This is a genomic window from Saccharopolyspora sp. NPDC050389 (assembly GCF_040655595.1).
Taxonomy (GTDB): domain Bacteria; phylum Actinomycetota; class Actinomycetes; order Mycobacteriales; family Pseudonocardiaceae; genus Saccharopolyspora.
In genome coordinates, this window is the sequence record NZ_JBFAKG010000003.1 from 206,700 (window position 1) to 218,028 (window position 11,329).

Genomic DNA, 11,329 nt, shown 5'->3' on the forward strand with positions numbered 1-11,329 from the left:
AGGCATCGGGCGACCCGGTCGTCGCGGCCGTTGCCTCTTCTCAGGGCGGTTACTGTCGGGATCTTCTTGCGCGGCACGGAACTTCGGCTGCCGGATCAGCGCAGCTCAGGCCCCGTGCGTACTTCTTGCTGCTATAGCGACACAAAGTGCACACGGGTCAGTAGTCGACGCGGTCGGCCTTGCCGCGCCAAGCGTCGAAGGCGGCGTTGCGGTCGGCCATCTCCACCTGGACCACGGGCGTCGGGCATTTCGTCTCCGGATCCTTGAACGCGTCGTAGAAGGCGCGGTCGTCGAAGCCCGCGTCGGCGGCGTCGTCCCGGTCGGCGGCGAACAGCACCCGGTCGACGCGCGCCCACAGCGCCGAGGCCAGGCACATCGGGCACGGTTCGCACGAGGTCACCAGCACGCAGCCGTCCAGCTTGAAGGTGCCCAGCGCCCGGCAGGCGTTGCGGATCGCGGTCACTTCCGCGTGCGCGGTCGGGTCGAGGTCGACGGTCACCTTGTTGGTGCCCGTCGCGATGATCTCGCCGTCCCGGACGATCAACGCGCCGAAGGGGCCACCACCACTGTTCACATTGGTCGTGGCGAGTTCGATGGCACGGGCCATCCAGTCCTGCTCGGCGCCCGTTGCGACGTCCACGGACATTGCTTCCTCCTATGATCTGTTCAATAAGCGGCGGTAGCCGCTTGCAGTGTGGGACTCAGCTCGCACCGCTGCGCAAACCACTTTTGAAACCCTCTCCAGGGATTCGCGGATGTTGGGGGGTGCTGGGGCGGCGGCCCGGCGCCGCCGCCCCAGCTGGTCTCGCCTGTCACACGATGTGTTCGGGGGCTACCGGGGTGTGCAGGAGTTCTTTGCCGGTGGCGGCGCGGATGGCGGCCACCACGGCCGGTGTGGTGGAGATCGTCGGCGGCTCGCCGACCCCGCGCACCCCGTAGGGCGCGTTCGGGTCGCCGCGTTCGATCACGTCGATCTCCATCGGCGGCGTGTCCAGGATCGTCGGGATCAGGTAGTCGGTGAACGAGGGATTGCGGATGTGCCCGTCGGCGACCTTGATCTCCTCCATCACCGCCAGCCCCATGCCCTGCGTGGAGCCGCCCTGGATCTGCCCGATCACGGCGTCCGGGTTGATCGCCCGGCCGACGTCCTGAGCGCAGGCCAGCTGCACGACCTTGACCAGGCCGAGGTCCAGGTCCACGTCGACCACCGCGCGGTGCGCCGAGAACGCGTGCTGCACCTGCACCCGCTCGCTCTGGCCGGTGCCGTCCATCGCGAAGGTCTCCCGGTGGTGGAACTCGCGGGTCTCCTCGATCACGTCGTCGCCGAGCACCTCGACGAGGTCGGCCAGCACACCGCCGACGATCGAGACGACCTTGCCGCCCTGCAGCGAGAGCTGCGCCGGGTCGGTGTCGTAGCGCTCCGCGACCCGTTGGAACAGCACTTCCCGCACGGCCTCGCAGGCGGCCTTGACCGCGCCGCCGGTGACGTAGGTCTGGCGGGACGCGGAGCTCGATCCGGCCGGGCCGACGCTGGTGTCGTTCGGGTGGATGGTCACCCGCTCGACGCTGAGCTCGGACCGCGCGATCTGCTGCTGCACCGTCACCAGGCCCTGCCCGACCTCGGCCGCCGCGGTGTGCACCATGGCCGCCGGCTCGCCGCCGATGGCCTGCAGCCGCACCCGCGCGGTGGAGAAGTCGTCGGCGCCTTCGGCGTAGCAGATGTTCTTGATCGTCACGCCGTAGCCGATGCCGCGCACCACGCCTTCGCCGTGCGTGGTGTTGGACGCGCCGCCGGGCAGTTCCCGGATGTCCAGCGGCCCGGTGCGCTCGCCCGGCAGCGGCAGCGCGCGCACCCGCTCCAGCAGCTCGGCGACCGGCGCCGGGTAGTCCAGCACCTGGCCGGTCGGGATCGAGTCGCCCTGCTCGATGGCGTTGCGGATGCGCAGGTCGATCGGGTCCATGTTGAGCGCGGTGGCGAGTTTGTCCATTTGGGACTCGTACGCGAAAGTCGGCTGCACGGCGCCGAGTCCGCGCATCGCGCCGCACGGCGGGTTGTTGGTGTAGAGGCCCCAGCCCTCGATGTCGACGTTCTCCACCTTGTACGGCCCGGCGCCGAGCGTGGTGCCGTTGCCGACGACCACCGGCGTCTTCGAGGCGTACGCGCCGCCGTCGAAGTACTGCCGCGCCTTGACGTACACGAGCTTGCCGTCGCGGGTCGCGCCGTGCTCGTAGTACATCTTCGCCGGGTGCCGGTGCACGTGGCCGTAGAACGACTCCTCGCGGTTGTAGACCATCTTGACCGGCTTGCCCAGGTGCAGCGCCAGCATGCACACGTGGATCTGGATGGACAGGTCCTCGCGGCCGCCGAACGCGCCGCCGACGCCGGACATGGTCATCCGCACCTTCTCCGGCGGCAGCCCGAGCGCCCGCGCGGTCTGCCTGAGGTCGGAGTGCAGGTCCTGGGTCGCCAGGTACAGGTCGACGCCGCCGTCCTCGGCGGGGATGGCCAGCCCGGACTCCGGGCCCAGGAAGGCCTGGTCCTGCATGCCGACCGTGTACACGCCGGACACCACGACCTCGGCTGTCGCGTTCGGGTCGCCCTTGAGGATCTTCTGGTGGCGCACCACGTTGCCGTCCGGGTGCAGCTTCGGCAGCGTGTCGTCGTGCGCGGCACGCTCCGGGTCGACGACAGGATCCAGCACCTCGTAGTCGACGACGATGCGCTCCAGCGCGCGCCGCGCGGTCTCCGGGTGGTCGGCGGCGACCAGCGCGACCGCCTCGCCCTTGTAGCGCACCACATCGGCGGCCAGCACCGGCTGGTCGGCGTACTTCAGGCCGAAGCAGTTGTCGCCGGGCACGTCCTCGGCGGTGAGCACGGTCTGCACGCCGGCCATCGCCATCGCCGGCCCGATGTCGATCGACCGGATCCGGGCGTACGGGTGCGGGCTGCGCAGCGTCGCGCCCCACAGCATGTCCTCGGCCCACAGGTCCGAGGAATAGGCGAACTCGCCGCGCACCTTGATCGCGCCGTCCGGGCGCAGCGGGGATTCGCCGATGCCGCCGCCGATGGCGTCGTCGAGCTCCTGCGGACTGTGAGCAGGCGCATGGCTGCGCATGCGGACACCTCCGGTGTTCCGCGCCTGAACGAGGGGATGGGGATTTCCGCTCATGACGCCTCCAGCGTGCGGATCCGGGCGCTCGCCCGGTGGAGTTCGTGGGTGAGTTCGGTTTCCGACACCGGCATCAGCCGGCCGTCGTCGACCACGACGCTGCCGCCGCGCAGCAGCCGCTCCAGCTTCGGCAGCCGGCCGAGCACCAGGGCGGCGACCGGGTCGGCGATGCCCGCGTGGTCGAGGCCGCCGAGCCGCCAGACCGCGATGTCGGCGAGCTTGCCGCTCTCCAGCGAACCCAGCTCGTCGTCGCGGCCGAGGCAGCGCGCACCGCCGCGGGTGGCGAGCCGCAGCGCGTCGCGGACCGACAGCGCCTCCGGCCCGTAGCGGGCGCGGGCGGTCAGCAGCGCCTGGTGCATCTCCTCGCCGAGCCCGCCGGCCTCGTTGGAGGCGACCCCGTCGACCCCCAGTCCGACGGGGGCACCGGCATCCAGCAGCGGCCGCACCGGCGCGATCCCGGCGCCGAGCCTGCCGTTGGAGCTGGGGCAGTGCGCCGCGCCGGTGCCGGTCTCGCCGAGCCGGGCGATGCCCTTCTCGGACAGGTGGATCGTGTGCGCCAGCCACACGTCCGGCCCGAGCCAGCCCAGGTCGTCGGCGTATTCGACCGGGGTGCGGCCGAACTCGGCCCGGCACTGCTCCTCCTCGTCGGTGGTCTCGGCGAGGTGGGTGTGCAGCCGGACTCCGTTGCGGCGCGCCAACTCCGCGGCCTGGCGCATCAGTTCGGTGCTGACCGAGAACGGCGAGCAAGGCCCGACCGCGACGCGCACCTGCGCGCCCGGGTTCGGGTCGTGGAACCGGTCGATCGCCTCCTGGGTGCCGGCCAGCGCGGCGTCGAGTTCCTCGACGACCGAGTCCGGCGGCAGGCCACCTTGCGAGCGGCCCCGGTCCATCGAGCCGCGCACCGCGTGCAGCCGCACGCCGATCCGCTCGGCCGCGGCGACCACGGCGCCGAACACGTCGCCGCCGCCGCGCGGGAAGACGTAGTGGTGGTCGGCGGCGGTGGTGCAGCCGGACAGCGCCATCCGGGCCAGGCCCGCCGACGCCGCAGCGTGCGTGATCTCCTCGTCTATGCCCGCCCATACCAGGTACAGCTCGGTCAGCCAGCCGAACAGCGTCGCGTCCGCCGCGTAGCCGCGGGTGGCCCACTGGTACAGGTGGTGGTGGGTGTTGATCAGGCCGGGAGTGACCAGGCAGCCGGACGCATCGATGCGCCGCACCGGGCCCTGCTGGGCCGGCGCGGAACCGGGGCCGACCGCCACGATGCGGTCACCCTCGACGACGACGTGGCCCTCGGCGAACTCGGTGCCCGAGTCGTCGACGGTGACCACGGCGCCGCCCTCGATGATCGTCCGGCTCATGTCATTCCGCCTCTCCGCGATTCACAGTGGTGGTTGCGTCCGGGACCGATCTCGCGTTTCGCGGTTTCTTGTGGTCGGGTTGCGTCACGGTCCCCTGAGGTGCGGTTGCGCAGAACTCGGGTTGACACAGGGCTGTTCATGCCCGCGCCTCCGCTTTCCGCTGGGCGGCGAGCCGGACGGCGTCCATGATCTTCTCGTAGCCGGTGCAGCGGCACAGGTTCCCGGCCAGCGACTCGCGGATCTCCGCGTCGGACGGGTTCGGCCGCCGGTTCAGCAGGTCGTGCGTCTGCACCAGCAGGCCCGGCGTGCAGAAACCGCACTGCACGGCACCGGCCTCGACGAACGCCTCCTGCACCTCGTCCAGCTTGTCGCCGTCGGCGAGGCCTTCCACGGTGCGCACCTCGCGGCCCTCGGCCTGCCCGGCGGCGACCAGGCACGAACAGGCGGGCACGCCGTCGAGGTAGACCGTGCAGGAACCGCATTCGCCCTGCTCGCAAGCGTTCTTCGAGCCCGGGAGGCCCAGCCGCTCGCGCAGCACGTACAGCAGGCTCTCGCCCTCCCACACGTCGTCGGCCTCGTGCGGTTGTCCGTTGACGGTGAACTTCAGGCGCATTCCTGCCTCCCGGAACAGTGGTCTTGCCAAACCCAGGACAGGGTCCGGCGGGCCATCACGGCCAGCGCGTGGCGGCGGTAGTCGGCGGTGCCGCGCACGTCGTCGATCGGCGACGCGGCCTGCGCGACCAGCTCGCCGAAGCGGCGAGCCACCGACTCCTCCAACGGCCGCCGCTGCTCCCAGTCGAGCTCGGCGCTCAGGAACTCCTCGGCCGCGAGCGCGCGCAGCGGCGTCGGGGCGGCCGAGCCGATCCCGGTGCCGACCTGCTTGCGGTCGGGGTGCAGCGCGATCGCGAAGGTGCACACCGCGATGACCATCGCGTTGCGGGTGCCGACCTTGGAGAACTGCTGCGGGCCGGTCGCCGGGGCGATGTGCACGGCGGCGATCAGCTCGTCCTCGGCCAGCGCGTTGCGCTTGACGCCGGTGAAGAACTCCGTCGCCGGGATCAAGCGCCTGCCGCGCACCGACTCGACCTCGATGCGCGCGTCGGAGGCCAGCAGTGGCGGGTGGCCGTCGCCGGCGGGGGAAGCGGAGCCGAGGTTGCCGCCGAGGGTGCCGCGGTTGCGGATCTGCGGCGAGCCGACGGTGCGGCTGGCGATCGCCAGGCCCGGCACCCGGTCGCCGAGCTCGTTGATCAGGTTGGCGTAGGGCAGGCCCGCACCGATGCGCAGCTCACCGTCCGCTTCCGACCAGCCGGTCAGCTCCGGGACACCGGTGAGGTCGAGCAGCGTGCTGGGGCGGCGGTGATCGAAGTTGATCTCGACCATCACGTCGGTGCCGCCGGCGATCGGCGTCGCATCCGGATGCGCGGCCTTGGCTTCGAGCGCCTCCCGCCACGAGGCGGGGCGGAGGAATTCCACGGTTGTACTCCTTGTCACGGCCGGTGAAAAGGTGTGAGTCAGTACACAGCCGATGAGCAGTCGGTGACTAGCGGTGGAAGGCCCGAAAAAGCCTTTCGGTGGCCGGGCGGGAGTTGTATGTTTCTCCAAACGCGGGGAGCCGCGGTGCACCGTTCGGGTCACCCGGTGCGAAACATCGCGGAGCTCCGCACCGCCGAAACAGGTGCCTGCCTCGCGCTGGCAGCGGATCTGAGGTGCGCAGGTGCAGCTGAGCGATCTTCTCGCCGATCCGGAACTCGGACTGGTGCTGCTCAACGGCGCGGACCAGATGGACCGGCCGGTCCGCGGCGTCTACATCACCGACCTGCTGGATCCCCGGCGCTACCTGCACGGCGGCGAGCTGGTGCTCAGCGGGCTGATGTGGCGCAACGAGCCGGCCGACTCGGAGGAGTTCGTCGCCGCGCTGGTCGACGCCGGGGTCGCGGGCCTCGCCGCGGGCACCGCGCGGCTCGGCCACGCCCCGCCGGATCTGGTCGAAGCGTGCCGGCGACACGGCCTGCCGGCCTTCGAGGTGCCGCTGACGGTCAGCTTCAACACCCTCGCCGATCGCATCCAGCGCCGCTCCGCGCCGCGCCGGGAGCTGGTCTCCGCGGTCGCCGGCGGCGCCGACCTCGACCGGGTGCTCCGGATGGCGGCCGACGAGCTCGGCACCGACTGCTGGGTGCTGTCCGCGGTCGGCTGGACCGTCGGCGGCACCGCCGAGCTGCCGGAGGAAACCCGCTGCGCGGCGCTGCGCGAGTTCGCGACCGGCCGCCTCCCGCGCACCGTGCGGCCGGGCGCCCCGCACGTGCTGTGGCCGGTGGAATCCGGCATCGAGCCGTCTGCCGCCGGCTGGTTCGTGCTGGCGCGCGGCGACGTCGCCGACTGGGACGAAGAACAAGAGGCCATCGCCACCGATCTGGGCACGGTCGTGGCGCTGCTGCGGGCGCGGGTGGACGAGGCCCGCCGGATCGCGGGTCGCTCGGTGGAAGCGGCGTTGCGGCGGCTGCTCGATGGCACCTCCACGCAGGCAGAGGTCGCGGCGCGGCTGGAGACGGCGGGACTGCCGACCGACGAGCCGCTGCGGGCGGTCGCGCTCAGCGTCGGAGACCCGGCCGAGTCGACGACGCTGCTCCGCGAGATCGCCGCGGCGACGGGCATGGCGTCGGTCACCGCGCCGCTCGGCGACGGTGCGACGGCGCTGTTCGTCGACGACGAAAACCACCTGGCGGAGCTGGACGCGGTGCTGCGCCGCATCGTCGCCGAGGCGGAGCCGGGCCTGGGCCAGCGGCGGCTGGCGGTCGGCGTCAGCGACGTCAGCCCGGCGACGACGCTGCGCGGAGCGCTGGAGGAGGCGGGTTACGCGCGGCGGCTCGCGCAGCAGCGCCGGGGGCGCGCGGAGGTCGTCGCGGCGGCGGAGCTCGCGTCGCACGAAGTGCTGCTCGCGTCGGCGCCCGACGAATTGCGCCGCTCCTACCGCCAGCGGCTGCTGGCGGATCTGATCGCGTATGACTCGGCGCACAACTCGGACCTGGTGCGCACCCTGCGGATTTTCCTCGGCCACTCGGGATCGTGGTCGCGCTGCGCCAAGCAGCTCCACGTGCACGTGAACACACTGCGCTACCGGATCCAGCGGATCGAGGAGATCACTGGTCGAGACCTCACCGAGTTCCCGTCCCGAGTGGACTTCTACCTCGCCCTCGAACTCGACCGCGAACCCGCCGACTAGCGCACGTTCCGCTCTGGACGGACGTTTCGCCAGGTGGGTACCCGTGAGTACTTTGTGCTGCTATAGCAACCCAAAGTACTCACGGGCCCTGACCAGGCAAAACATTCACCTGTGCCCGCAGGTTCCCCGGTTCCGGGCTCGCTCCCGGTCGGCTCGGCGGCGCGATCACGGGAAGTCGGAGTTCGACCACGCAAAGCGACGAAGTCGGCGCGGTCCCGTGGGAGTGCTCACACTCGGTTCCACTGTCCGGGGGAAGAGGTGGGCGCGGTTCGAAATCTGTGCGTGAGCGCGGTACCGTGCTTGGTCGCAGTTGCGCTCCGAGGACGCGCGCCCCTGGCGGGTAGAACCCAGGGAAAACCCAACCCCACCAGCCGAGACGGAGGTACCGGGATTGACCGATCTGTCCGCCACCACCGGTGTGACGGACCGCCCGAGCGGCACCGCGCAGCAGACCGAATCCGCCGCGCCGGACCCGATTCTGCAGTTCCTCGACCGGCAACGCCCCGAAACCCCCTGCCTGGTCATGGATCTGGCGCAGGTGCGCGACCGCTACCGGCAGTTGCGAACCGCCCTGCCGGACGCCCGGATCTGCTACGCGGTCAAGGCCAATCCCACCCCCGAAGTGGTCGGTGAACTGGTCGGCCTGGGGGCCTCCTTCGACGTCGCCAGCCCCGGCGAGATCGACCTGTGCCTGGCCAAGGGCGCGGCGCCGGAGTCCATCTCCTACGGCAACACCATCAAGAAGCGCCGCGACGTCGCCCGCGCCTACGAGCAGGGCGTCCGCCTGTTCGTCACCGACAGCGCCGCGGACTTGGCAAACATCGCCGAGGTCGCGCCGGGCTCGCGGGTGTTCTGCCGGGTCCTGGTGGACAACAAGGGATCCCGCACCCCGTTCGGCCGCAAGTTCGGCTGCCCGCCGGAGACCGCCGCGCAGCTGTTGCGGCGCGCGCGGGAACTCGGCCTGGACGCCTACGGCGTGTCATTCCACATTGGATCCCAGCAGTTGGAACCCGCCGCGTGGGAGCACGGGATCGCCGCCGCCCGGCAGGTGTTCGAGGACTGCGCCGCGCACGGCGTGCGACTGCGGATGGTGAATCTCGGCGGCGGTTTGCCCGCCGGCTACACCGAATCCGCCCCGCCGCTGGCCGACTACGTGCGCCGCATCGAGGAATCGCTGGACCGGAACTTCGGCGCCCAGCGGCCGGAACTGCTCATCGAGCCGGGACGCTTCATCGTCGGCGACGCGGGCGTGCTGCGCAGCGAGGTCGTACTCGTCAGCGATGCCAGCGACGGCGACCGCCGCTGGGTCTACCTGGACATCGGCCGCTACAACGGGCTCGCTGAAACGGAAGGTGAGGCTATCACCTACCGGCTTCGCACCTCCCGCGACGGCGACCGGCGCGGCCCGGTGGTGCTGGCGGGGCCGACCTGCGACGGCGACGACGTGCTCTACCAGCGCACCCGGTACGAACTGCCGCGAACGCTGCGCGGCGGAGACTGGGTCGACCTGCTCAGCGCGGGCGCGTACACCGCGAGCTATTCATCGGTGGGTTTCAACGGATTCACCCCGCTGCCCACGTATTGCGTCGACGGCGACGAACAGCCGTGATCGCCTCGGCAACTCCGAGAAGCCGACACCAACAGTGCCGACTGGGAGAACGTGCGGTCTTGGAGGCCCAGTGCGCTCAACGCAAGCCTGCCGTCGGGCAAGCTGCGCGAGCCGCTTTCGGCCACGTTCGCAACTTGCACCGCCGCGGGTTCGCGGTGCCCACCCCTCCGGGGTTCTTTCTCGCGAGGACGGCCCCGACGCGTCGTATTGGACATACGTGTGTCGGGGATCCCGCAGCGAGAAGGCGACGGCAATTCCCGCAGGGGGGCCGCCACCCGCACCGCCAAGCAAACCGACTCGCTCAACATCTGAGCGCTGATCTGCGAAATGATGGGAGGTCGATAGATGTCCGTTGACACCGGGACGCCGCCGGTTGGGTTGTTCACCGGCCAACATGTCCTCGCCGAGCTGGAGGGCGTTGATCCGGAACTGCTCGACGACGAGCAGTTCTTGCGGGAGACCCTGCACAACGCGCTCAGCCAGTCGCACGCCACCGTGTGCCAGATGATCGCCAAGCGGTTCGAGCCGCAAGGTGTCACCGTGTTGGCGTTGCTGTCGGAGTCCCACGCTTCGCTGCACACGTATCCGGAGGACGGCTCGATCTTCATCGATGTCTTCACCTGCGGGCACACCGCTCAGCCGGAGCGCGCGGTCGAACTGCTCGCCGAGGCGCTGAAGCCGGCCTCGCAGAACGTCCAGACCATTCAGCGAGGCCACGACTACGCGGAACTGGCCTCGTGAATTCGCCAACGACTGTCGGGAGCTCATTTGCGAAGGTGGTCACCTAGCGGAACCTCGGACGCCGCCTCGGCTGTGGGATCCCCGACTTGTGCATGTCCAATGCGCGGCATCGGGGCTGTCCTCGCGAGGCGACGCCTGAGAACCCGCGGGTGGTCATCTTGCGTGCGTGGGCTAAGCGGCTGCGCCGCTTAAAAGATTTGCCTTACCTGGCAACGGGAATCAAGGAGGAGCACCGTTGATCGAACTCGACGGGCACCGGTGGATCAAGGAGCCGATGGGCGAGGACCTGCAGCGCCTGTGGCGGGTCGACGAGGTGCTGTGGGAGGGCGACACCGACTACCAGCACGTGGTCATCGGCCGCACCGGGCAGGGCGTCTCGCTGTTCTGCGACGACGACCGGCAGAGCACGGAGTTCTCCCAGCTGGTCTACCACGAGGCGATGATGGTGCCGGCGTTCCTGCTCGCCGCGCAGGTCGAGCGGGTGCTGATCATCGGTTCCAGCGAGGGCGTGGCCAGCCAGCTGGCGGTCGCGGCCGGTGCCAGCCGGGTCGACCACGTCGACATCGACGAGCAGTGCGTGCGCGTCTGCGCCGAGCACCTGCCGTACGGCTACAGCACCGAGGAGCTCGCCCGCGTCGAGCAGGGTGACGGGCCGATCAAGCTGCACTACGCCGACGGCTGGGGCTTCCTCGACCAGGCGCCGCCGGAGGGCTACGACATCGTGGTCGTCGACCTGCCCGACGAGCGGGCCGACGACGCCGACGGCCAGCACAACCGGTTGTACGGCCTGGAGTTCATCCAGCGCTGCCAGGCGGTGCTAGCGGCCGGTGGCGTCGTCGCGTTCCAGGCCGGCTGCCCGACGGTGTGGCGCAACGAGACGCTGATCCGCGCCTACAACCGGTTCCGGTCGCTGTTCGACACCGTCGCCTACTTCGGCTCCGACGAGCACGAGTGGGCGTTCCTGTTCGGCCGGGTCGAGCAGATCGACGACCCGACGAACGTGATGCTGGAGACGTTCTCGAAGTCCGCCTACCAGCCGGAGACGATCGACGAGGCCAGCCTCATCGGCTGCACCGTCCCGCCGTACTCCGTCCGCAACCAGGCCTGAGAAGAAGCGTTTCCGCTGGTAAACGGGGCCGTGAGTCTTTTGGGCTCCCCGGGCATCGGACAGGAAGACCTCGTTGAAGTGCGCCTCCCCCGTCATCTGCCGCAGCGGCCGCACCGTCACGCC

At 70.5% G+C, this 11,329-nt stretch carries 9 protein-coding genes; 4 read left to right on the forward strand and 5 right to left on the reverse strand.

Annotated elements, in window-relative coordinates:
* Positions 1–157 precede the first annotated feature (157 nt).
* The 5 genes from AB0I53_RS03250 to AB0I53_RS03270 all read right to left on the reverse strand — a co-directional run bounded on the left by AB0I53_RS03250 (position 158) and on the right by AB0I53_RS03270 (position 6,001).
* The gene (locus AB0I53_RS03250; protein ID WP_358595626.1) at positions 158–646 is read right to left on the reverse strand and encodes a nucleoside deaminase; all 489 of its coding nucleotides are present in this window, start codon (positions 644–646) and stop codon (positions 158–160) included.
* A 166-nt stretch (positions 647–812) separates the two neighbouring features.
* Positions 813–3,116: a xanthine dehydrogenase subunit D gene (pucD, locus tag AB0I53_RS03255; RefSeq protein WP_358595629.1), complete on the reverse strand. Its 2,304-nt coding sequence runs from the start codon at positions 3,114–3,116 to the stop codon at positions 813–815.
* Between the two features lie 50 nt (positions 3,117–3,166).
* Positions 3,167–4,528 carry an 8-oxoguanine deaminase gene (locus AB0I53_RS03260; RefSeq protein ID WP_358595632.1) on the reverse strand — a complete coding sequence of 454 codons (1,362 nt, stop codon included), beginning with the start codon at positions 4,526–4,528 and terminating at the stop codon, positions 3,167–3,169.
* A gap of 136 nt (positions 4,529–4,664) precedes the next feature.
* Positions 4,665–5,141: a (2Fe-2S)-binding protein gene (locus AB0I53_RS03265; RefSeq protein WP_358595634.1), complete on the reverse strand. Its 477-nt coding sequence runs from the start codon at positions 5,139–5,141 to the stop codon at positions 4,665–4,667.
* On the reverse strand, positions 5,132–6,001 hold the full coding sequence (locus AB0I53_RS03270) for a xanthine dehydrogenase family protein subunit M (protein WP_358595637.1): 870 nt from the start codon (positions 5,999–6,001) through the stop codon (positions 5,132–5,134). The genes AB0I53_RS03265 and AB0I53_RS03270 overlap by 10 nt, the downstream gene beginning before the upstream one ends.
* 241 nt (positions 6,002–6,242) lie before the next feature.
* On the opposite strand from AB0I53_RS03270, the gene AB0I53_RS03275 reads away from it, so the two are divergent.
* From AB0I53_RS03275 to AB0I53_RS03290, 4 genes are all read left to right on the forward strand, one after another.
* The gene (locus AB0I53_RS03275; protein ID WP_358595640.1) at positions 6,243–7,748 is read left to right on the forward strand and encodes a PucR family transcriptional regulator ligand-binding domain-containing protein; all 1,506 of its coding nucleotides are present in this window, start codon (positions 6,243–6,245) and stop codon (positions 7,746–7,748) included.
* 391 nt (positions 7,749–8,139) lie between these two features.
* Positions 8,140–9,357 carry a type III PLP-dependent enzyme gene (locus AB0I53_RS03280; RefSeq protein ID WP_358595643.1) on the forward strand — a complete coding sequence of 406 codons (1,218 nt, stop codon included), beginning with the start codon at positions 8,140–8,142 and terminating at the stop codon, positions 9,355–9,357.
* Between the two features lie 345 nt (positions 9,358–9,702).
* Complete coding sequence (gene speD / locus AB0I53_RS03285) at positions 9,703–10,098, forward strand: adenosylmethionine decarboxylase (protein ID WP_358595645.1); 396 nt, start codon at positions 9,703–9,705, stop codon at positions 10,096–10,098.
* A 235-nt stretch (positions 10,099–10,333) separates the two neighbouring features.
* Positions 10,334–11,206, forward strand: a complete 873-nt coding sequence (locus tag AB0I53_RS03290) for a spermidine synthase (RefSeq protein ID WP_358595647.1) — start codon at positions 10,334–10,336, stop codon at positions 11,204–11,206.
* Positions 11,207–11,329 lie beyond the last annotated feature (123 nt).

Bases quoted from the DNA above. Each gene is read 5' to 3' on its own strand.
- speD (WP_358595645.1), top strand. From the start codon at position 9,703: ATGTCCGTTGACACCGGGACGCCGCCGGTTGGGTTGTTCACCGGCCAA.
- AB0I53_RS03250 (WP_358595626.1), bottom strand. From the start codon at position 646: ATGTCCGTGGACGTCGCAACGGGCGCCGAGCAGGACTGGATGGCCCGT.
- AB0I53_RS03265 (WP_358595634.1), bottom strand. From the start codon at position 5,141: ATGCGCCTGAAGTTCACCGTCAACGGACAACCGCACGAGGCCGACGAC.
- pucD (WP_358595629.1), bottom strand. From the start codon at position 3,116: ATGCGCAGCCATGCGCCTGCTCACAGTCCGCAGGAGCTCGACGACGCC.
- AB0I53_RS03260 (WP_358595632.1), bottom strand. From the start codon at position 4,528: ATGAGCCGGACGATCATCGAGGGCGGCGCCGTGGTCACCGTCGACGAC.